We start from the raw sequence: 21,993 nt of genomic DNA on the forward strand, positions 1-21,993 counted from the left end.
CCTTGGCAACAGGCTAATTGTGCGCCTTTTAAATATATTTGTCAGTAAAAAAGGCAAAGAAATCAAGCCACAAAAAAGGTAACATGGCAGTTTGTTAAATTTACGGCTATTATTTCCTTTATTAGGGAATTTACTACAAAGGAATAACATGACGGCTTCGCTAATTACTTCGCTTGAGCAACATTTTGGTTTTAATCAGTTTCGCTCAGGACAGCAGCAAACGATTGAGCAACTCCTCAATCAGCAATCTTCACTGGCTATTTTTCCAACAGGTTCTGGTAAGTCGTTGTGCTATCAATTAACCGCATTACATTTACCCAATCTCACTTTGGTTGTGTCGCCATTATTGGCCTTGATGAAAGATCAAATTAGTTTTTTAAACAGTAAAGGTATTTATGCAGCAAGCTTAGATTCCAGCCAAACCAGTGAGCAAAGCCACACCGTGATGAGTGATGTACGCGCGGGTAAAGTTAAAATACTGATGGTGTCTGTAGAGCGTTTTAAGAATGAGCGTTTTAGGGAATTTATTAATCAAGTTGCTATTTCAATGTTGGTTGTTGATGAGGCTCACTGCATCTCTGAATGGGGCCATAACTTCAGGCCTGATTATTTAAAACTACCACGTTACCGTGAAGAGCTGAATATTCCTTTAGTGCTATTGTTAACAGCAACGGCCACTAAAAAAGTAAAACGCGATATGAGCGAACGTTTTGCAATAGCCCCAGAATGCATTGTGCAAACGGGGTTTTATCGCGCTAATTTAGATTTATCGGTACTGAGTGTTAAAACGGCTGATAAAGCCAGTACACTTGCTAATATTGTCCGCGATCAACAAGGCCCAGGTATTGTTTATGTGACGCTACAACACAGCGCTGAGCAAGTTGCTGCAGAGCTTAGCCGCCAAGGCTTACACGCTGTCGCTTATCATGCAGGGCTTGAAGATACGCTACGTTATGGTATTCAAGATGATTTTATGGCCGGTAAAATCAATGTCGTTGTTGCCACTATTGCTTTTGGTATGGGCATTGATAAATCAGACATTCGTTTTGTTATTCACTATGATTTACCAAAGTCGATAGAAAACTACAGCCAAGAAATAGGCCGGGCAGGGCGTGATGGACAACCATCGCAGTGCTTTACGCTGGCTAATTTAGATGGTTTAAACACGGTTGAAAACTTTGTTTATGGCGATACGCCAGAGCTTAGTGGTATAGAGCATGTTATTAATGATATTCGCCAACATTTAGATCAGCAACAGCGTTGGGAAATGCAAGAATATAGCCTATCTAGCGACAGTAATATTCGTCAACTTGCACTTAAAACACTGCTCGTTCAACTTGAAATGCAAGGTGCTATTACGCCACTTTACGCATATTACGCCGATTTTAAATATAAATTTTTGGTTGATAAAGCGCAGCTACTTGGTCACTTTGATGCGACACGACAAGCATTTTTAAACTTAATATTCAGCCATACCCAGTTTAAGAAAGTCTGGGGCGCACTTAATTTTGATACGCTCACTCAAGCCGCTCAAGTTGATAGAAAACGGGTGGTTGCGGCGCTTGATTATTTAGCAGAGGAAAACTTAATCGCGCTTGAAACCAAACGCATTACTCAGGTGTATCAAGTGCATACAGAGGTAATTAATAATCCTGAGCTTGCTCAGCAATTGCATAATTACTTTGTTGATAAGGAGCAAGCAGAGATCAAGCGTATAGCGGCACTTATTCGCTTTTTTGAGCTAAAAAGCTGCTTAAGTTATAACTTGGCTCGCTATTTTGATGACAACAAAGCGCCAGAGCAATGCGGGCATTGCTCGGTGTGTCGTGGGCAAGCAGTCACGCTTGAATACTCTATTACGCCTACCAATGTTGCAGATGATGTGATTTATCAAAGAACGGATGAATTATTGAGCCACTTGGCCGCAAAAGGTTTTAACAATATCGGTATAGAAACCCAATGTCGTTTTTTAGCGGGTATGAGCGTGCCATTATTTGCCCGTAATAAAGTACGGCAACTGAGTGGTTTTGGATTGTGCGAGCAGCAACGCTACAGTGAAATAAAAGCGAAACTACTGGCACGTTAGTTTTGCTCGTGTATCCTAAGCGGCTAACGTTATTTTAGTAAGCCGCTATGCCTCAAACCGTCATCCCTATTACCCCAATCGAAACAGTTACTAACACACCAGAGCCTGTTACATGCGCTAATTGCCAAGCATGTTGTTGTCAGTTAGAGGTACGTATAGTGACCGACACCGGTGTGCCATTTCATTATATTGAATATGATAAATGGGGCAGCGAAGTGATGAAACGCGCCGATGATGGCTGGTGCCAAGCTCTCGATCGCAACACCTTAATGTGCTCAATCTATGAAAACCGACCACTGGTGTGTCGTGAGTTTGAAATGGCCTCTGGCGAATGTATTACCGAACGCGAGTTAGCGGGTATATAATAAGCTAACGTGTTAATAAAAATAGTCACTCGATTTATGCATAAGTTAATCTCTAGTTTGTCAGTTGCCTTTCTCGGGTTTATTGCGTGGGTAATATATTTAGCCAACACAGGACAAAATAGCATTTTTTTTGAACTTGTCAGAAGCATTCCCTACGGCGATAAAGTCGGACATTTTTGTCTATTTGGTCTGCTCACCTTAGGCATTAACTTTGTCTTTAAACTAAAGTCATATTCACTCATTTCATGCAATATATATGTTGGCTCTACAGTGGTATTTTTACTTGCTCTTGTGGAGGAGTTAAGTCAGTACTACATACCTAATAGAACATTAGATGCGTTTGATTTACTTGCGGATATTTTAGGTATTATAACTTTTAGTCTGCTCACCAAGCTTATAAGTATACCCAAACCACCTCAAGATGCGAATTCTGCATCTTGAGGTGGCTTGGGTATAAAAGCTCACATAACGTTAATGACTAAATAAAACGTAAAGGGGCTTTACACCCCTTTACTGGCAAATAATTAGCTATTACGCTTTAATCGTATTTAGCTTCGAGTTCTTGTGATGTGTGCCATTTTTCATGGCTTTGTAGTTGCTCATCATAACGTACAAGATTTTGGAAATGTGCTAATTGACCTGTATTTTTAACAATCTCGACAATAAACGACATCATAATATCTGCACCGGTGAGAGTGTCGCCTACTAAGTAGCGTTTACCTTCAAGGCGGTCGTTAAAGTAGCTGATCACTTTTGCTGATTCAGCGTCTGCGTAGCCTTCTAAAAATTGCGTTTTAGCGCCATCTTTTAGTACAAACATTTTTAAGAGCAGCGGTAAGATTGCAGAGCTTTCAGCAAAATGCAGCCACTGTTGGTAATCTACATATTCATTTGTGCCCGCTTTTGGCGCTAATGCACCGTTACCGTATTTTGTGATCAAGTAATCGGTTATTGCACCTGACTCAGTAACAATTAAACCCTCGTCTTCGATTACAGGTGATTTACCAAGTTGATGAATGTTTTTAAGCTCATCAGGGGCTAAAAAAGTGTCACTGTTACGTTGATATGCAACAATCTCGTAATCCAGATTTAGCTCTTCTAGTAACCAAATAATACGTTTTGAGCGTGATTTATTTAAGTGATGTAATTTAATCATGTGTGTCCTTAAACATGCAGCAATTAATTGCTGCGCAAATAATATTAAAGCGGTTGATTTACTTGAACTACAGTTTTACCAAAGTTCTTACCTGAGATCATATCGTTAAATGCATTGAGGGTATTTTCAAACCCATCAACGAGGTGCTCGCGATAGTGAATTTTTCCTTCACTGAGCCAGGTTTGCATATCAGCTGCAAACTCATCATAACGGTGGCCATAATCATCAAAAATAATAAAGCCCTGCATTTTTATACGTTTAGTGAGTAATTGCCCCATCAACATGCCTAAGCGATCGGGGCCTTGTGGTAGCTCGGTGGCGTTATATTGTGAAACTAGTCCGCATAAAGGAATGCGGGCCGCGGTATTAAGTAAAGGTAGTACGGCGTCAAATACTTTTCCGCCCACATTCTCATAATAAACATCAATACCTTTGTCGCACGCCTTGTTTAACTGCTCTGCAAAATCATCAGCTCGGTGGTCTATGCAGGCATCAAAGCCAAGTTTATCAACAGCATATTGGCACTTATCACTGCCACCTGCTACACCGACTACTTTACAGCCTTTAAGTTTCGCTATTTGGCCTACCGTTGCGCCAACGGGTCCTGTTGCAGCAGCAACAACAACGGTTTCACCTTCTTGAGGGGCACCGATATCCAATAATCCCATGTAAGCTGTAAAGCCAGGCATACCCATAATACCTAACGCATAAGATGGTTTGCTAGGGGCATGGCCCAACGACATTAAACCGTCACCTTTTACTATCGCGTATTCTTGCCAGCCGGTGTAGGCCAATACCCATTCGCCTTGCGTAAATTGATCATTTTTTGATTGTTCAACTTGGCAGACAGTCGCACCGACCATTACTTCACCAATCGCAACAGGCTCAGCATATGATTTAGCATCACTCATACGGCCGCGCATGTAAGGGTCTAGCGATAAATAAATAGTGCGTAGCAACACGTCACCTTGTTCAAGTGCAGGTAATTGTACTGTTTTTAACGTGAAATTTTCATCGGTAGGCGCGCCGTGTGGGCGAGATGCGAGTGTGAATTGTCTATTTTCTATTGATTGCATAAAAAGGCTCCATTTTCTATAAAGAAATGCTATTCGTAAAAACTGTAAATCTAAATGCTCAGTCATTCACGGTGTTAGCAGTAAATCAGCAGGTTTAGATATGAAGTTAGGGCGCGGTGTACAAATTCAATGGTATGTTTATCTCTGTACAGGTAATGATTTTTGCATATCTGCAATAGTGGGCTTTACTACAGATTTAGCTCGAAAAAAGGGACTAGGTATGTTAAAAACGGTGGTTAAAGAATAAACGTAAAGAACAAAGGATTGAAATGAAAAACATGCATTTATTGTTTTTGTGTAGTCTATTACTACCTATCTCCGCGGCGGCGAACGATGTTTTATCTGTCGATCAAGTTGGGCTACAAGGAATGCAGTTTGCCTTTGAGAACGATGCTCGCATTAAGCCAAAAAATAGTGACTTTAGTGTAGTTAACTCTGTTTTTATGAGTAGCGAAGCGGGGAAACGCTTGGCTGTTATTACTGTGCGCAATGATGCGTCGGGTTCGCGTATTCTAGAAGGATCGCACTTAATGGCATTATTTGCTGATGGCTCACGTAAAGGACCCTCGTCGTTAACTGACGGGATTAAACTCGATGATGGCGAACTACGCTCTGTGACAGTCTCATTCGGTGAAGCCGACTATCCAATTTTAGCCATTTACACTAGCAAAAACTTTAATTAGGAAAGACATGAAATATAGTTTCCCTGTACTTTTATGTGCATTAAGTTGTACTTACGTTTTGGCCGAGCAAAGCACCGATCTTGTGACCGACAACACCTTCACTCAAGGTGTTGAAGGACCAGCCTTTTATAAAAACCATTTATACGCTGTAAATTTTGCGCAGCAAGGGACTATAGGCAAAGTAGATAACGCAGGCAACACACAGTTATTTGTTAAGCTACCTAATGACAGCGTTGGTAATGGTTTACAATTTGATGCACAAGGTAATTTATATGTTGCTGATTACGTAAATCATAATGTGCTAAAAGTAGCTGCAGACACGAAACAAATTAGTGTATTTGCGCACAACAGCGCTATGAACCAGCCTAATGATATAGCCATAACAAAACGCGGTGCACTGTTTGCCAGCGACCCTAATTGGGCAAATAGTTCAGGGCAATTATGGCGAATAAATGCCGACGGCCAAACAGTATTGCTTGAAAATAAAATGGGCACTACCAACGGCGTAGCGGTCAATAACAACAATACTAAACTTTATGTGAACGAAAGCGTACAGCGCAATATTTGGCAATATGACCTTGATAGTGATTTAAATATCAGCAATAAACAGTTACTGGTCAGTTTTGACGAGCATGGTATGGATGGTATGCGGGTTGATAATCAAGGGAATATATTTGTAGCACGTTATGGTGCAGGAGTTATATTAAAAATAAGCCCAGCTGGCAAGGTGCTCCACACATACACATTAAAAGGCCAGCACCCAACGAACGTTGCGTTTAATGAAGAGCAAACAAAGCTTTATGTAACAATGCAAAAACGCGGCGCGATAGAAGTGCTAGCTTTATAGCAAAGCTGGGTGACATTTATTGATCTTAGCTGCGATTACTATTTTCTCAGTCAGCTCTGTGGTGAGGTATTTTGGGCTGAACCCAAACTATAAAACCTATTTGCACAAAGAGAAGTGAATGAGAGTAAATGAGAAACCAAAAATGCTGCGTGTTTCGCGCGACGTACTGCGGAACAATTCTAGAACCTAGCGTATTTACCTCTTCAGCGCAGCGTTTCATAACCTCTTTGTGAATAATTCACTTAAAACCCACTTTACTATGAGTAGCTTAATAGAAATAAAAGCGCACCGGGCAGGGTGCGCTTTTGGGGTTTAATCCTGTGTTGCTGTCGCAATTTTGGATTAACTAAAAATGTGGTGAGTAACGAACTGCAATACCCACTGTACGGCCAATTACACTGTAATCGCTGACAGTATTAAAATGGTTTGCGCCCACCTCCGGTGTTGGTGGTGCCTTGTCAAACAAGTTGTCTATACCAAAGTTAACGGCAATATCGTCAGTTGCTTGCCACGACGCAGCAAAATCCATGTAATTTTGTGCTGAAATTGTTTCTGATCTATCTACAGCGTAGTCTACTTCTCCAATTCTGCGCCAGCCTAACTGAAAATTCATAGTATCAAGTTGCCAGTCAAATGTTGCTCTGTGCTTATAGTCAGCTTGTAAAATACTGGCAAAGTCGCCTGAGCAGGCACTCCCATACGTACCTTTACAGTCAACTTCAGCTACTGTGCTGTTATTTTGGCGAGTCTGCTCGGTAATAAAATTACCTTGATAAGAAAATCGAAAACGCCCACCTAAGTCCATCGGTGCATCAAACACGTAGTTAGCCGCAAGATCAAAGCCCGTTTGTTCAATAGCGGCAAGGTTAAAGTCATTCACGATCGCAGTGCTAATAAATCCGGTATTAGGGTCGCGAAGTACGGCATTACACAGTGGGTTATTTGGGTTTGGATTATCAATATAGCAGCTTTGTAGCGCAGCACCTGGCTGAATTTGGCTTACTGCATCGGTTACTCTAATGCTGTAATAATCTAATGACAGATCAAAGCCCTCAATATAACTCGGGGTGTATACAACGCCTAAGGTATCTGATTCTGCTTGTTCAGGTTTTATATCAGGGTTACCACCGTAAGTATAAGCGGCTTGGCTGGTATCAAACACAGAGCCTGCTGCTGGCGCGCCAAAAGCGGCGCATTGCGTAGCGTCACCGGTGCCTAGTAAGCAAGGATCGCCATCGTAGCGGCCAGCCAAACGCGGAACAAATTGATCACTATTTTGATCAAATAAGGCCAGTGAAAGCGCAGTGATTGGGCTGGCAAACTCACCTAAATTTGGTGCCCTAAAGGCTGTGAGTTTGTTTGCTCTAATACGAATGTCGTCGTTGATTGCCCAATTAATACCGAGTTTGTAGGTGTCTTCTGCTTCGGTATTTGAGTAATCAGAAATACGATAAGCACCTTCAAAACTTAATTCTTTTACAAAGGGCATATCAGCTAAAATAGGCACTAAAATTTCAGCATAAAATTCTTCACTGCTAAAACTGGCATCCATATCGAAGGCGCTTACAGCGGCAAAGCTAGTACGGTTTCTAAACGCATCCCCTGGGGTTTGTTTACCGGTTTCTTTACGGTATTCGTAGCCAATTGCAAAATCAACATAGCCTGCTGGTAGTTCAAATAAAGGGCTTGAATCCCCTGATAGTGTTGCAGCAAATACACTTTGTGTGCGTTCACGAGTAGTGTATATAAGTGGGTCGCTAAAACTGCTCAAATCAAGGTTAGGATCAAAAATGTCCTTAGTATTAGCAAGACTGGCAAAGCGACTATTGCCGTTACTATCCGTTTTATAGCCATTATTATAAAGCGTAGCTACTTCATCAGTTTGACCATACTGGCCGTAAATGTCGTAACGTAAATAATCAGTAATATCGCCTTTTAAGCCTAATTGAAATTGTAAAGAGTCGCGTACGGCTTTAGTGTGCTGTACACCGAGCCCTAAGTTTCGCTCTACATTGACGAGTGCATTACCTTCGGTATCAAATGTTAATTGTTGGCGTAATGCAGCAGGAATATATTGATTATCTTGGCTGAGCGTAACCTGTTCATTAACAAATATAGGCGTCTGGCCGCTGGCACCAGCCCCATTCACTGTGACTTTAGAATACATCGCACGGCCATAAGCAATGGCGCTATCAGCAACATCTACATCGAATAGCAACCCAGCTGAAAGTCTTTCCATTGGTTGGGTTAAGTAACGTTGACGGGTGAAATCACTGGTTTGACGTTCAGCGACTGTTTGCCCTGCATCATTAATAGCGATGCTATTTCCTGAGGCTACATCGGTATAAAAACCGCCACTATTGATCATCGTTGCGCTATTTTTTAGAGCGAAATCGCGCTCACCGGCAAGTAACTCTTTACGTTCTGAATAGCCTAAGTAACCAGTAACGTGACCGTTGCCATCCGCGATATCGCCACCAAAAATGGCTTCAAAATTGAGTTTTTCATTCCCCCCATCCGCCGTTTCATAACTGCTTGAAAACTCAGCGCCATTAAAGTCATCATTAAGTACAAAGTTAACTACGCCAGCAACTGCATCGGCGCCATATACAGCCGCGGCACCACCGGTTAGTACATCAACACGTTTGATAAGCCCAGCAGGAATAATATTTACATCAACCGAATTACGAAAACTAAAAGGAACTGCACGGGTACCATCAATTAACACTAATGTTCGGTTTTGGCCAAGGCCACGAAGATCGATTGTTGATGAACCAAATGAATCACCGACTGTTGCCCCAGTGCTATTTGCACCCGCTGCGGCTTGCGGAAGTTTTGCAGTTATATCTTCAACATTAACAGCGCGGTCGAGTTGAATTTGTACTTCGTCAACACTCATAACAGGGCTACTTGATACCAGCTCTGTGCGCTGAATACGCGAACCAGTAACAGTAATAACCTCAGGCTGCTTTTTTGCAGTGGTTTGTTCTGCAGCGAATAATGCTGGGCTAGTGGTTGTGACTATAGCAAGCGCAATAGGTGAAAGTAACATGAGAGGGCGCATTGAGCGGTTATTGCAGTGTTTCATTGTCGTTCCCGTTATTATGTAATGTTGTTACCATGGGTTGTTGTCAGTACATGCATTGGCTAAGCATGTAAAATATCTTTGCATTAAAATACGATTCAATGTTGCACGCTGTTAATTCGCAGCTCTCACTGGTTACTTATTTAATACAATTGATAGAATGCCTAGTTTTAAAGCATTTCATAGTTGTTTGCAATAATTATTCTTTCATTCTTAGCTTGTAAGGTATAAAGTATTCCTTAGGTTGGTTTGTATTTATTCTAATTTATATATTGATATTCAAGGGCATATAAAATGCATCAGCACATATTAGCGCTTTATAACAGCGCAAAAAAACAACAAAAACTAATAATAGGTTTGATGAGCGGAACATCATTAGATGGGCTTGATGTCGCATTATGTAAAATGTCAGGCAATGGAATGAATACTCAGATTGAGTTGCTTGCTTTTGAAACAGTTGATTATGATGATGATTACAAACAAAAAATAAAAACCGTATTCGCAAAGCGCGACTGCGACCTTGAACTCGTTACTTTATTAAATCCGTGGATTGGCGTTTTACATGGAAAAATAGTTAACCAATGCCTAGCTAAGTGGCAGCTAGGCGCAAAGGATATAGACGTTATAGCAAGTCATGGGCAAACAATATACCACTGCCCTAAAAGTCAGCATCAACATGCTGATTTTAAGCATGGTACTTTGCAAATTGGAGATAGCGACCATCTAGCAGTCACAACAGGCATCACTACAATCGGTGATTTTCGCCAAAAGCATATTGCAGCAGGAGGCGAAGGCGCACCACTGGCGGTATATGGTGATTATTTGTTTTTTACTAGCCCCGCAGAAAATCGCATTTTACTTAATATGGGAGGAATTGCGAACTTAACATACTTGCCTAAAAGTGCAGATCCAGAGGCGGTTTTTAGTTCAGATATCGGTCCAGGTAATACCATCATGGATGCGTATATTCAGCGTTTCTTTGCACCACTGCATTACGACCGTGATTCGTTAGTCGCAAATCAAGGCTCAATTAATCAACGATTACTTGATGCATTATGTGAAAACACATTTTTTGCATTGGGTTTTCCCAAAACTACCGGGCCCGAAGTCTTTAATTTACAGTATTTAGCGACAGCACAGGCAGCAAGTGAGACAACGCATTTAAGCCATTTTGATGTGATGGCAACTTTAAATCGTTTTTCAGCGCAGGTTATCGCTAATGCCATTAATCAATGTAGCGTTAACCTAAGTAATGTCCAGGTATACGCAAGTGGCGGTGGAATTCATAACCCATTACTCATGAAACATCTTTTGGCATTATGCCCACAACTTGACGAGATCAAGAATACTCAGGCACTAGGTATTAACCCTGATGCAAAAGAAGCGGTATTATTTGCGATTTTAGCGAATGAGTGTCTTGCGGGGGAAAAACAGCGTTTTGGCAATCAAACACAAGGGATCCCCAATATTACAATGGGTAAAATTAGTTTTGCAGATTAAAAAAAAGATAAAAATGAGCTACTAAAGCTGCTTAGATACTGGCGAAACGAAAGGCTTTTAGTGAGTGCCAGTGGTGTAGGATCGTCAGATACGTAACCACACTTAAATGCATTCACTGAGACGTCAAATTGAGCGCTGTCTTTGAGCGTTGCATGTAAGCCATGTAACATCATTTGTAATACGTAATCATCGCTACAGGTTACTTTATCAAACGCTAAAATGATTGTGCCTTGTTCTAAATCAGCTTGTTTTAACGTATACGTCACAAAATAGCGTGCATTTCTAGCCGCTAAATGTGTTGCACTTAACGAAATTATGTCACCTTCATGGGCATCATCTGGTAATACACATAAAAAACTAATTTTATGATCTGAATTTGCATGCAATATTAACGGATCATACTCAGTGGTATGTGCCATAGCTGCTGATAATGGATCTTCATAAGATTGCAGTGCAAATGCAAGTTGCACCATGGGAGCTGTCATTTATGTGTGTCGTCTGTACGTGATTAATTATATCGGATAGAAAGTATCCACTATTTAAATTACAGAATTATGACTATTGATTAAAACAGTATTATTTAAACGTACATTTATGAAAATTAGTTACTTCTAGCTTCAAATAGGGATAGTTACTGTCACTATAAGCTCAGATCTTCAAAATCTTACCTTTCTTAATCAGGGTATATGAGAATAGGCTCCTATCTATCGTCCAGTTGTTTGGTTTAAAAGTGACGCTCCATTTTGAGGTTGCTTGAGTGCTTAACTTAAAAGCTATAGTGACTTATTGTAGGCCCTGCGAAACTCAGCTAGTGGACTAATGCGAACCCATCTGAATAAATACATGATAATTATTTTAGTTATACCGCTCACTAAAGCAAGCACAATTAAAGGCCAACCTTGACTGATGCCCATTGATATCGCGAATGCTATAGTGGAAACGTCCATCATTAAAATAAACTGACTCATTCGGATATCGATTGCGCCAGTGTTTCCTGTATTCATAATTAACTTTATTTGGTGGATATAGCCTTGGGCTAATAAAAAGGTTATTACCAAAATCAAGATTGTAGACAAATTTTCACTTTGACCAGAAAAGTTGTCTTTGAAAATAAACCCTGTAATGCCAAAGATAAAACTACATCCGATGAATAAAATGCAAAAATATGAAGTTTTTGATTTTCGGTCGAGCCACATTTCAAATAATATTAAAGTAACCAATATTGAAGCAATAAGCCTTGGCCACACGATGTAATGATTTAATGGCTCTATGCTGTATCCGTATATAAAAAAAGAAAAATATGCTAGAAAGCTCATTGTGAACTGGTTTTGAGATAAAACATTAGTCGCACTAGGTTCTTCATCTTTTTTTCTTGCCCAAATTTTATTTAACTGCAAAAAAACGCCATATAGACTAACAAAAATAAAGAGTGTGTTGATTGTTCCAAATAAGTTATACCACATATTATCTCCCTGAAATTATTGTCGACAATGTATTGTTTTAATTTGTTCATTTCAAGTTAAATATTTTATTTTAGCTTTTATTGTCGACATTGCTGTGATTTACCCGCGGTTATGGATGGCATGAAGGGTTAATTGATATTGAAGGTTTTGATTATAAATGATGCCTATCTATTTTAGACACTCGCATTATTTTACTGTTTGGGTATAGTCACCGCATTAACTCATAAAAGAATTTAATTATGCTTAAAAATTTACTCATGTTATGTACTTTGGTGTGTTTGTCTTGGAGCGCCAGCGCCAGTGATGAAGCGCCATTTAGTGGTGATATTTCAGCGTCTACTTTATTGGCAGATTACAATAAGTTTAGCCAAGAGTATGAGCGCTTTACAGCAACGTCAGATGAACTCGAATTAATCCAAAAATTAGCAGGAAAAGACATTTTGGTGCTATTTGGTACTTGGTGTCATGATAGCCAGCGTGAAGTGCCTCGTTTACTCAAATTATTAGAAAAATCAAAAGTGGCCGTGAATAGTTTGCAGCTAATTGCAGTGGGGTATAACAAGAAAGACCCTGCAGGTGTTGCATCGGCACATGAACTAAAATACACGGCAACAATGATCGTCATGCAAGAAGGTAAAGAGCTAAGCCGTGTTGTTGAAAAACCTAAAAACTCCCTTGTTATCGATTTAACAAATTTTGATGAAGAGTAACTGACTTAATGAGTGATAAAATTATTGCAGCGATAACGGTCTTCGCGGTTTTTTTATTTGTGAGTTTGATAATTCACTTTGCATTAAAAAAAATTGAACGCCGTTTTGATGGTAATACAGCGGAATCCTTCAGGTTGATTTCAAATTCACAAAAAGCGATTCTGATTTTTATTGGTACAGTTCTGGCTTTATCAAAACTCGACTTTGATGTGACGGGTTTAGTAGCAGGATTAGGATTAACGGGGTTTGCACTGGGATTTGCGCTTAAAGATGCAATATCTAACTTAGTCGCAGGTATTATGATTGTGCTTTATCGGCCTATTAAATTAGGTGATAGTATCGAAGTCGCTAGCTGCAAAGGCGTGGTTGTTGATTTAAACCTCAGATACATTACCTTAAAAACGGATGGTTGTCGTCACTTAGTACCCAACTCATTAATTCTTAGTAATAAAGTCACAATAAATAACCCGTAACAGTTTAATAATTTTTACACCGCATGGAAGATCTTCTGTTCTTTCAACTAGCTAATTACTAATGAGCTGATTAAAATAGTCTATAAATTTGACCGTAGTGACCACCCGAATGTTTGAACATGTGATAGCGTTAATTGATGAAGCGAATAGCGAAGATCCAAACTGTGAAGAGTTTGCAGGAAAAAACTGGCCTAAAGAGCGACTGTATTCAGAGCGTATGACGCAGATGTTGAACCGTTTTAACGTTGATGCTGATCCGTTAATGCATATTGCCGTTAGAGCTCAGCATATTAAACGTTGGTGTTCGCCGCGCAGTGATTTTCCTATGGATAAGCAGGGTTATCATCAGTGGCGCAGTGCATTGTATGTTTTTCATGCAAAAACAGTGGTTGAACTCATGCAACAAGTGGGGTGCTCTGAGGTTGATCAACAGCGCGTGTATGAAGCGGTGGCTAAAAACCAAATCAAACGTAATCCTGATAGCCAATTAGTGGAAGATATTGCCAGTCTGGTGTTTATTGAGCACTACATGTTGGCATTTGCACAAACAAAGCCAGATTACGACGAGCAAAAATGGATAGGTATTTTGCAGCGTACGTGGCAAAAAATGTCTATAGAAGCACATGAATTTGTACTCGGGGGGCATGTGATTTTACCTCAACCTTTAGTGCCATTGATTGAAAAAGCATTGTCAGGAAAATAATATTCTTATGAGTGAAAAAGCAACTTAGTCTTCGCTAAGTTGCTTTTTTTCAGTATGTAGTTTGGCTACAGTTAGTTTATTAACAGCCAGCGGTAGGGTCAATTCCATATTTTCCAGTGTTTCTTTAATTTGATTTTTCAGTTCAATAGTTGTCTGTTTTTGTAGAGCGTTTAATACTTGCGTTGTTTGCAGGTTTACTTGTTCATTTAATTGAGCTTCATTTGGACTTAATAGCATTAGTGTAAGTAGTAGCGTATTCATTTTCATCTCCTTATTTAAATTACCGCTAAGATAAGGAAATTTGATGACAGCAGCGTGTGGCTTATATTGCTGCTTTGTTAAACTTTAATGGTGTTTTGATGAACGCCTTAAAGCTGCACTAAACAGATCAAAGTGCCTTCAGTTGCACGCACGTAAGCATAATGGAGAGATTCTTTTTGACAGGGTGGACAAAGTGGTTCAGCCCCAGCTAATACTGCTTTATCATAGCTTTCACTTAAATTATTACATGTAAAACGCAGCTCAAACCCCAACGCCGGCTGCTTTGGGTGCGCGCGAATATAGCCTTGTTTAAAATGAGCTTGCGCATAGGGGTGATTAGCAAATGCTATTTTTACATTGCCGGTATCAAGTTCACCGTACTCAGCGTTATCACTTAATGAAAAAGTAATAAAACCAAACGCTTGATAATAAAAATCTAATGTTTCTTCCACGTTATCAACATAGATAACGTTAGTCATAAATTGCATATTATTCCTAAAATCACCTTCATACATTAAACATAGCCTATTGACGCTATTTTAATAAATTATTTGAGCGCAAATAAAAAATTAGAATTAATACTCAAATTGCTATTGAAAATGATAATGAGTTGCATTAGGATCTGCGTCAAATTGACAGGGGATTGACATGAAATTAAAATTTTTATCTATAGCAATAAGCACAATACTTCTAAGTGGGTGTGGCGGCTCAGGTTCTGAGTCAAACTCCGCACCACAATTTTCTCAGGCGACGTATTCTTCATCATTAAATGAAGATTCAAACGTGACATTAACGGTAAATGGAACAGACGTAGACAATGATCAACTTAGTTACTCTTTAGCGAATGCTGCGAGTAATGGTAGCGTGAATGTTAATACCAGCACCGGCGAGGTGACGTATTTACCGGATAGCAACTTTAACGGCGCTGACTCGTTTCAAGTGATGGTGTCTGATGGCAAAGGCTCTGCAACAACAACAGTATCAATCGACGTGTTAGCAGTGAATGATACCCCTGTTATTAGTATAGATAAAGTTCAGGTTAGTGGCGGCGAGACAAAAGTTGGAACGGTAACCGCTACAGATATCGATGCAGATACACTTAAATATACAATTTCAAAACAAGCCGTTAATGGTGAGCTTACGCTCAATTCAGGCACGGGTGAAATTACCTATACGCCGACTGCTTTGACCAATGCAGTTGATAACTTTGAACTAACTGTTGATGATGGAAACGGTGGTATTGTAAGTAAAATACTCGAAATATCGGCTAATTTATCGACTAATTCAGATCGTGCTTATTATTATTACGCGTCAGAACAATCACATTTAAAGCGCTCAGAGCAGCTTACTACTACGTTACAAAATGACATTAATATTGGTGAAGTAAACTCAGCTTTGGCAATAGGGTACGCAGAAGCTGGTTTAGAGAACGAGGCAGAGCGTTTAATTACACAAGACAGCATTATTCGTGATGAAATACGCGCTTTAGCACTTGTTAATGTTGCTAATCAATACACTTTATTAGGTAAACTTGAAAGAGCGAATGAGCTTAGATTAGAGGCAAGTAACTTATACTCTGCCTATATTGCGACCAAAGGCATTTCTGCATTTACAGCAGACGACCAAGACTTTTTCTACTCTTTAGCTAAGTCATACCTAAACGCGGGTGAGCCAACACTTGCACTACAAAGCTATAATATTCTAGATATTTTATTAAGCTCAGCCCTTGATGAAGAGCAGACTACTCAAGCGCTGCGATTATTTTTTGGATTTAGAGATACGGTTGAAGATGTAATAAATATTTGGCTTGAAACCCGTACTGAGCAAGATTTTCAGTATGCTAAAAATATGGCGGATAGACTATATACATTTGCCAATAAAATAGGTTACAGCTATGTGTCGAACGACAGAAATGGCAATGAAGGGGAAAAATATTACAGTATACGCCTTGTAGCATTAACTAATGTTGTAGAAAACTACATAACATTAAATGAAATAAATGACGCAAAAAATGCAATAGCGGACGCATTAGCTTTAAATGGCGTTGTTAATTACGATAATACATACCCTCGAGAAGCAGATGAATATGCGCAAGTTACCCTTACCGAGTACCCTTTTGGATTAATAGACTACGCCAAGCATTTGGTGACACTTTATCCCGAAATAGATATTGAAACAGTACTATTAAGTAAGTTTGACAAAGATAGTTTTCACTATAATTGGGCTAAAGAAGATGCAGAGGAAGCACGTTTATTTGCATATGTGCGCAGCATTGAAGATGCAGATGAAAGTTTAGCGCTAATTCTTGCACAAAAAGATGAGAGTGATTTAAGAAATTTATTTACAACAATTACGTCTTTTAATAGTTCTAACCCTGGTGGTTCTGCAATTTTGATTGAGCAAGGGCGTTATGCAGATGCAGCAAAATACATCGCAGAGGGTTTAAGCGTTTTAAGTTCTGAAAAATATTTAGCGCAAAATATAGCAAAACAAGCATTTGTTACTGGTGTCACGGGGTGTCAGCTTATACTGAATCAGCTATCAACAATAATTAGCTTTACGGATGAGCAAAAGTACATCGATCAAGCCGTATCAACCTTAACGGTGTGCCGCGAAATTTCATTGCAAAAATATGGGCAAGTCAGTGGTACAGATGTAACCGCTAACCACATTGTTGATTCAAGTATTGATTTGATTAAATACCATTATTTATTAGGACAAGCTGAACTAGTAAGCCCACTAGTTGAAAAAGCACAAAGCTTTATTACAGCATACGATGACAGTCAAATTACGCAAAAATTAAGAGACACAGGTAAACTAGCTGCTGCTTTTGCCTACGGCGGTGACTTTGCTACAGCGCTGACTCATTACACTGAATATGTAGAACTAATTAAAGAAATAGAGTCGTTGGTAAGCAGTGAATATCAGTTTTCAGTGACACAAGACTATTTTGAAGCAACCACTACAAAAGATGATTACCGCTTTGAATCCTACTATAGGTTATTGCTTAGACAAGCTGGGAGAATTGATAATTATCAGCAGCTTCGTGAAGAGTCGGCAACTTTATGGGCAGATTTAGTGAAATGGAATACCTCTCGTTTAGATGAAGCCTCACTACAAACGCAGTTACAATATTATCCACAGTTTGCTGAGCAATACTTGGCAATTGGGCAATTTGATAGTGCAATTGAGCTAAAAGACAAAGATTCACTTGGGGTGGTTGAGCACGACTCTATTTTGACTTCTGTGATTGAATCCCTAAGCCAGTTTGATGCGTTTACGGGGGATAACATTGCCACCGTAGATACAGATAACGATGGTAAAGCAAACTTCTTCTTACCGTATGCAAGTGAGCAAATGATTGAAGAGTCTGCAATTGAACTTGATTTAGATAGCGATAACGATGGTGTTGATGATCTAACTGATGCTTACCCATTAGATAAGACACGTCAGTAATGAGTTTTATAAACTTTACTCTAGGTGTTGTTAGCCTTGCGCTAACGACGCCTATTTATGCACAGCAAAGCGCAAGTGATGAGAAAGAGATTACCGATAGTCGTTATGAAACATGCGATGGTCAAGATTCTCATTGTGTTAAAAATATTGAAGTTATAGAGGTTAAGGGAGAAAAGTTAAATCCTATCTCCATGGGGAGTCAGGGTGTATATACGTTAGATCGTAAGTTAATTAAAGATTATCGTTTTGGCAATGGTAATTTAAATGATCTTTTAGGTGTTTTACCCGGCGTGCAATATGGAGAGTCTGCTTACACGGCTGAACAAGTAAGCAATATTAAACCCGCTGAAGTGTCTATTTCAGGCGCTAATGGTCGTGCTACTGCTTACCTCATTGATGGTGTTTCGAATAATTCAAACTTAAACAATGTAGCAGGGAACACCGATAGAAATTTACTCCAAGATGTTGCAGGTCATAGCCAAGAAGTGTTTTTGAACCTTGACCTAATTGAAAGTATAGAGGTTTACGATAGTAATATTCCTGCCAAATACGGCAATTTTAACGGTGGTTTAGTACAAGCACAAACTCGTAAAGCGCTTGATAAGTTATCGTTTGGGGTAAGCTATCGGCAAACGGCTGATGACTGGGTCGAGTATCATAATTATTACTCACCTGATTTTGATGGCTCAGACATTTTAGACAATGCGGTGTTTCAAAAACGCGATTTTAGTACTTATATTTCAGCACCAGTTACAGATAAGCTCGGTGTTGTGGCACAGTTTCAATACCTAGAATCGCAAGAAAGCTTAGAGCAATTAGGTGCGTTAAGCTTGCAAGAACAAATTAACCACAATGGTTTTATTAAATTTGATTATGCCTTAACTGCAAATGATGATATTTCACTGAGCTATTTATTCGCGCCTTATGAGGGAAATTACTTTGATGTTAATGCGCGTAATAGCGATTATACCATTGAAGGTGGGGGCACAAATGCGGCACTTACTTGGCAAGCAGATAGAAGCTGGGGCTATATTAACTCTCAATTAAGCTGGCGCAGCAGTGAAAACTCAAAAAACGCGAATTCAGCATGGTACACCTGGTTAAATACCGCAGGTAAAAGTTGGGGTGAATATGATGGGTCTATAAACAGTCTGGAAGGTGGCTTTGGCGATATCAAGAAAACTCAACAAACACTTAGCGCTAAACAGGATTTTGAAATCCCTTTAGCAAAAGTATTGGACGGTGATTATAGGCTTTCAATAGGTTATTCACTAGAGCAGCAAACATCTGTATTTGATCGTTTAGAAGATGCCATAGTGTATAACGGGTCAATTATTTCCCCGATGGTTGATTGTGCAGGGTATCAGCTTGATTGCGTAGAAACACAGCTTTACAGATCTATCGCTGATCTAGAAAAAGAGCTAGGACGTCCACTTGATCTGCAAAACAATGACGATTTTTTACTGTATCAAAGTAATATTCAACAAACAGGGCAATATTTTCAAAGTCGCCAAGTAACGCCAAAAGCTAAAGCAGAAGCGCAAGTAAATGTGTTTTCAGCCTATCTTGAGAATCAACTTGAGTGGCAAAACTACTCATTAACATTGGGCTTTAGGTACGATTACAATGACTTTTTTACTAATCATAATTTAGCACCTCGTCTACGCGGCACTGTTTCGCTGTTTGAAGGAGATGGCAAAATTGTATTTGGTGCAAATCGCTATTACGCAAGTGATGCAATTAATTATAAATTAAATGAAGCGATGCTCCCAACCCACAGTGAAGTGAGGGCTATTTATCAGCATCGGCCTCAGCAATGGCAAGCTTCACTTACGAACAGTGGTTATCGCTATGTTTATAATGATTTAGAAACCCCGTTTAGTGATGAACTCACAGCCGCTTATCGACATCAACTGTTCGGTGGAACGCTCGAGTTAAAGTGGCTGTATCGTGATCAACAAGACAGTATAAATCGCGTTAGAGGAACCAATGACCTAGGTGAGGCAATATTATATGGGGCTAACTCAGGCAGTAGCGAGTATCAACGTTATAGCCTTTCGTGGATGGCAACATACGATAATCAACATATTGAATTTAATGTATCACATGCAAGTAATACCACAAGCGCTGATCAATTCGATGGCGAAACGCGCACTTATATTAACAGCAACGATTATTTCCTAAATTTTTCGTATGACGATAATGAACTGGTTTATTTAAGATCTGATAATTATGAATTGAGTAGTCGAAGTGTGAACGATACTTATCATTTAATTACTCGTCATGATATGGAGCTTGAAAAACAAGATTTTAACCGTCCAATAATCGCTAATTTAAGTTGGGGTGGCGATTTTGGTAATTGGCAGCTGTCTGCTTATGCGCGCTTTAATGGTGCGCAGGATGTGGTTTACGCAACAGGCACCACAAAATCAGTCAATGAAGCTACCTCTATCTGCGATGGCTGTGCACCAAACCGAAAAGAATACCCCGTGTATCGAATAGAAAAACGGCCAAGTTTTTGGTTACTCAGCGGTAGCGTTAAATACTCGTTAGTAGTAGCACGTGATTACACGATGACTTTAAGTTTTGAAGGTGAAAATATTTTAAACAAACGCACGCATCAAGTTAGCCCTTATACAACAGGTGTCGAACTTGGACGACGCTTTTGGTTAGGCATTAATTTAGATTATTAAGAGGAAACTATTATGACATCACTACTTGTATTAACCCTTACGGCTACGCAGCTGTGCTATAACGCAGACGCTGACACGCACGCGATTAAAATCGAGCGGTTTATTTCTGAACCTGCAGCGCTACTGTCGGCAAGAAAAAAACGCGAAGATATGTGTATTGATATAAATGAATTACACATTGATGAAGTAAAAAAGCTTGTTGCAGCTGATGGTAAAACCTTCTCATTAGAAAAAAATAAGTAATGTTTAAACCCGCTTATTTATTTTTAGTTGTGTTAATAAGCGGGGCATTTAATTTAAGTGCTCAGCCTATTAACTTTGAATCTCTACGTGAGCAATACCTTCAACCTAGCGATAAGTGGCCAAAGCCTTTTTTAGACCCTGGTATTGCGCATCATGAGATTGGTTTATTACCAGCGATCATATTTCCTGAATCAAACCCTTTTTCAGTGGCTAAAATGCGACTAGGGGAAGCGCTATTTCACGATCCTATTTTATCTTCATCTAAGCATATAGCCTGTGCGAGTTGTCACGATAGAGATTTAGGTTGGGCAGATGGTCGTGAAGTGTCGTTTGGCCATAACCGTCGTTTTGGTAAACGTAATGCGCCCAGTATTGAAAATGCAGCGCTTTGGGAAACCTTATTTTGGGATGGCAGAGCAAGCTCATTAGAGCAACAAGCGTTAATGCCAATACAAGATAGCAACGAAATGAATTTTCGGCTGTTTGAGTTAGGGCTAAGGTTAAATATTAACGCGTACTATAAAAGTAAGTTCAATGAGGTGTTTGGCAAAAATATAATTGAAGTGAGTGATGTCGCAAAAGCGTTGGCGACTTTTCAACGGACTATTCGTTCACGTAATGCAGACTTTGATTATTTTATGCATGCAATTACGCAAGAGGACCCCAAAAAGAAGGACTTTTGCGCTAAAAAATTAAGCGATCAAGCGTTGTGGGGGATGCACTTATTTAGAACCAAAGCGCGATGTATGAACTGTCATTCTGGCGCACTTTTTTCAGATAACAAATTTCACAATATCGGTCTTACTTACTATAAAAGGGAGTACGAAGACCTTGGATTATTTAACATCACCGGTATGCCTGATGATGTAGGTAAATTTAAAACGCCTAGTCTTCGTGGGGTGATGAACACTAAACCTTGGATGCACAATGGTTTATTTGCAAGCATGGAAGGTATTATCAATATTTATAATGCAGGAGGCGTACGGATCCCTAAGGACAAAAATGATGTGTTTTTCCCTGAAACATCACCCATTTTGCAGCCTTTATTACTGACCACAGAAGAAATGAAAGCGCTAGAGGCGTTTTTAAATGCCATTACAGCTCACCCAGCAAGAGGCCCGCATTTTTCATTCTTATCGCAATCAAAATGAAATGGTAAGTAAAAATTATAGTGAGCCATAAAAAAACCTTGT

Annotated in this window: 21 protein-coding genes; 14 read left to right on the forward strand and 7 right to left on the reverse strand. The window is 39.6% G+C overall.

Going from position 1 to position 21,993, the window contains the following annotated elements; translation table 11 throughout:
• The first annotated feature begins 148 nt into the window (after window positions 1-148).
• Genes HJP15_RS02100 through HJP15_RS02110 form a run of 3 tightly spaced genes read left to right on the forward strand, consistent with a single transcriptional unit; the run spans window position 149 to window position 2,892 of the window.
• Entirely contained in the window at window positions 149-2,086 is a 1,938-nt protein-coding gene (locus HJP15_RS02100) for a RecQ family ATP-dependent DNA helicase (RefSeq protein ID WP_170172956.1), read from the forward strand.
• Between the two features lie 47 nt (window positions 2,087-2,133).
• Window positions 2,134-2,451 carry a YkgJ family cysteine cluster protein gene (locus HJP15_RS02105; protein ID WP_054452364.1) on the forward strand — a complete coding sequence of 106 codons (318 nt, stop codon included), beginning with the start codon at window positions 2,134-2,136 and terminating at the stop codon, window positions 2,449-2,451.
• Between the two features lie 36 nt (window positions 2,452-2,487).
• The gene (locus HJP15_RS02110; RefSeq protein WP_054204059.1) at window positions 2,488-2,892 is read left to right on the forward strand and encodes a VanZ family protein; all 405 of its coding nucleotides are present in this window, start codon (window positions 2,488-2,490) and stop codon (window positions 2,890-2,892) included.
• 97 nt (window positions 2,893-2,989) lie between these two features.
• On the opposite strand, the gene HJP15_RS02115 is transcribed toward HJP15_RS02110, so the two are convergent.
• A complete protein-coding gene (locus HJP15_RS02115) occupies window positions 2,990-3,607 on the reverse strand; it encodes a glutathione S-transferase family protein (RefSeq protein WP_054204060.1) in 618 nt (205 codons plus the stop codon).
• 44 nt (window positions 3,608-3,651) lie between these two features.
• Window positions 3,652-4,683, reverse strand: coding sequence for an NADPH-dependent curcumin/dihydrocurcumin reductase (curA, locus tag HJP15_RS02120; RefSeq protein ID WP_170172957.1), 1,032 nt, complete (start codon window positions 4,681-4,683; stop codon window positions 3,652-3,654).
• A 100-nt stretch (window positions 4,684-4,783) separates the two neighbouring features.
• Between curA and HJP15_RS02125 the strand changes: the two genes are divergently transcribed.
• From HJP15_RS02125 to HJP15_RS02135, 3 genes are read left to right on the forward strand one after another with little or no spacing between them, the layout of a single operon-like run.
• Window positions 4,784-4,930, forward strand: a complete 147-nt coding sequence (locus HJP15_RS02125; protein ID WP_157756404.1) for a hypothetical protein — start codon at window positions 4,784-4,786, stop codon at window positions 4,928-4,930.
• Window positions 4,931-4,952: 22 nt separating this feature from the next.
• Window positions 4,953-5,366 carry a hypothetical protein gene (locus HJP15_RS02130; protein ID WP_231658986.1) on the forward strand — a complete coding sequence of 138 codons (414 nt, stop codon included), beginning with the start codon at window positions 4,953-4,955 and terminating at the stop codon, window positions 5,364-5,366.
• Window positions 5,367-5,373: 7 nt separating this feature from the next.
• Window positions 5,374-6,213 carry an SMP-30/gluconolactonase/LRE family protein gene (locus HJP15_RS02135; RefSeq protein WP_170172958.1) on the forward strand — a complete coding sequence of 280 codons (840 nt, stop codon included), beginning with the start codon at window positions 5,374-5,376 and terminating at the stop codon, window positions 6,211-6,213.
• A 346-nt stretch (window positions 6,214-6,559) separates the two neighbouring features.
• Here HJP15_RS02135 and HJP15_RS02140 read toward each other — a convergent pair whose 3' ends face one another.
• On the reverse strand, window positions 6,560-9,277 hold the full coding sequence (locus HJP15_RS02140) for a TonB-dependent receptor domain-containing protein (RefSeq protein ID WP_419761250.1): 2,718 nt from the start codon (window positions 9,275-9,277) through the stop codon (window positions 6,560-6,562).
• A gap of 315 nt (window positions 9,278-9,592) precedes the next feature.
• Between HJP15_RS02140 and HJP15_RS02145 the strand changes: the two genes are divergently transcribed.
• Window positions 9,593-10,798 carry an anhydro-N-acetylmuramic acid kinase gene (locus HJP15_RS02145; RefSeq protein ID WP_170172959.1) on the forward strand — a complete coding sequence of 402 codons (1,206 nt, stop codon included), beginning with the start codon at window positions 9,593-9,595 and terminating at the stop codon, window positions 10,796-10,798.
• Here the strand turns inward: HJP15_RS02145 and HJP15_RS02150 are convergent.
• Both HJP15_RS02150 and HJP15_RS02155 read right to left on the reverse strand, forming a co-directional pair.
• A complete protein-coding gene (locus HJP15_RS02150) occupies window positions 10,795-11,283 on the reverse strand; it encodes a hypothetical protein (protein WP_054452354.1) in 489 nt (162 codons plus the stop codon). The genes HJP15_RS02145 and HJP15_RS02150 overlap by 4 nt on opposite strands.
• Before the next feature lie 288 nt (window positions 11,284-11,571).
• Entirely contained in the window at window positions 11,572-12,261 is a 690-nt protein-coding gene (locus HJP15_RS02155; protein WP_170172960.1) for a hypothetical protein, read from the reverse strand.
• Between the two features lie 239 nt (window positions 12,262-12,500).
• On the opposite strand from HJP15_RS02155, the gene HJP15_RS02160 reads away from it, so the two are divergent.
• The 3 genes from HJP15_RS02160 (at window position 12,501) to HJP15_RS02170 (ending at window position 14,147) form a co-directional block, all read left to right on the forward strand.
• Window positions 12,501-12,971, forward strand: coding sequence for a TlpA family protein disulfide reductase (locus HJP15_RS02160; RefSeq protein WP_170172961.1), 471 nt, complete (start codon window positions 12,501-12,503; stop codon window positions 12,969-12,971).
• A gap of 8 nt (window positions 12,972-12,979) precedes the next feature.
• On the forward strand, window positions 12,980-13,444 hold the full coding sequence (locus tag HJP15_RS02165) for a mechanosensitive ion channel family protein (protein WP_054204068.1): 465 nt from the start codon (window positions 12,980-12,982) through the stop codon (window positions 13,442-13,444).
• Window positions 13,445-13,553: 109 nt separating this feature from the next.
• Window positions 13,554-14,147 carry a DUF4202 domain-containing protein gene (locus HJP15_RS02170; RefSeq protein WP_170172962.1) on the forward strand — a complete coding sequence of 198 codons (594 nt, stop codon included), beginning with the start codon at window positions 13,554-13,556 and terminating at the stop codon, window positions 14,145-14,147.
• Window positions 14,148-14,171: 24 nt separating this feature from the next.
• Here the strand turns inward: HJP15_RS02170 and HJP15_RS02175 are convergent, their stop codons facing one another.
• Both HJP15_RS02175 and HJP15_RS02180 read right to left on the reverse strand, forming a co-directional pair.
• Window positions 14,172-14,408, reverse strand: coding sequence for a hypothetical protein (locus HJP15_RS02175; protein ID WP_054204070.1), 237 nt, complete (start codon window positions 14,406-14,408; stop codon window positions 14,172-14,174).
• A gap of 107 nt (window positions 14,409-14,515) precedes the next feature.
• Entirely contained in the window at window positions 14,516-14,896 is a 381-nt protein-coding gene (locus tag HJP15_RS02180; protein WP_054204185.1) for a VOC family protein, read from the reverse strand.
• Window positions 14,897-15,056: 160 nt separating this feature from the next.
• Here HJP15_RS02180 and HJP15_RS02185 point away from each other — a divergent pair, with 160 nt between their 5' ends.
• From HJP15_RS02185 to HJP15_RS02200, 4 genes are read left to right on the forward strand one after another with little or no spacing between them, the layout of a single operon-like run.
• On the forward strand, window positions 15,057-17,864 hold the full coding sequence (locus HJP15_RS02185; RefSeq protein WP_170172963.1) for a cadherin-like domain-containing protein: 2,808 nt from the start codon (window positions 15,057-15,059) through the stop codon (window positions 17,862-17,864).
• Window positions 17,864-20,557, forward strand: a complete 2,694-nt coding sequence (locus HJP15_RS02190) for a TonB-dependent receptor plug domain-containing protein (protein WP_054204072.1) — start codon at window positions 17,864-17,866, stop codon at window positions 20,555-20,557. The genes HJP15_RS02185 and HJP15_RS02190 overlap by 1 nt, the downstream gene beginning before the upstream one ends.
• 12 nt (window positions 20,558-20,569) lie before the next feature.
• Window positions 20,570-20,800, forward strand: a complete 231-nt coding sequence (locus HJP15_RS02195) for a hypothetical protein (RefSeq protein WP_054204073.1) — start codon at window positions 20,570-20,572, stop codon at window positions 20,798-20,800.
• The gene (locus tag HJP15_RS02200) at window positions 20,800-21,951 is read left to right on the forward strand and encodes a cytochrome-c peroxidase (protein ID WP_170172964.1); all 1,152 of its coding nucleotides are present in this window, start codon (window positions 20,800-20,802) and stop codon (window positions 21,949-21,951) included. The genes HJP15_RS02195 and HJP15_RS02200 overlap by 1 nt, the downstream gene beginning before the upstream one ends.
• Window positions 21,952-21,993 lie beyond the last annotated feature (42 nt).

It is taken from the genome of Pseudoalteromonas sp. NEC-BIFX-2020_002 (assembly GCF_013002825.1).
In the GTDB taxonomy this organism is placed as follows: domain Bacteria; phylum Pseudomonadota; class Gammaproteobacteria; order Enterobacterales; family Alteromonadaceae; genus Pseudoalteromonas; species Pseudoalteromonas neustonica.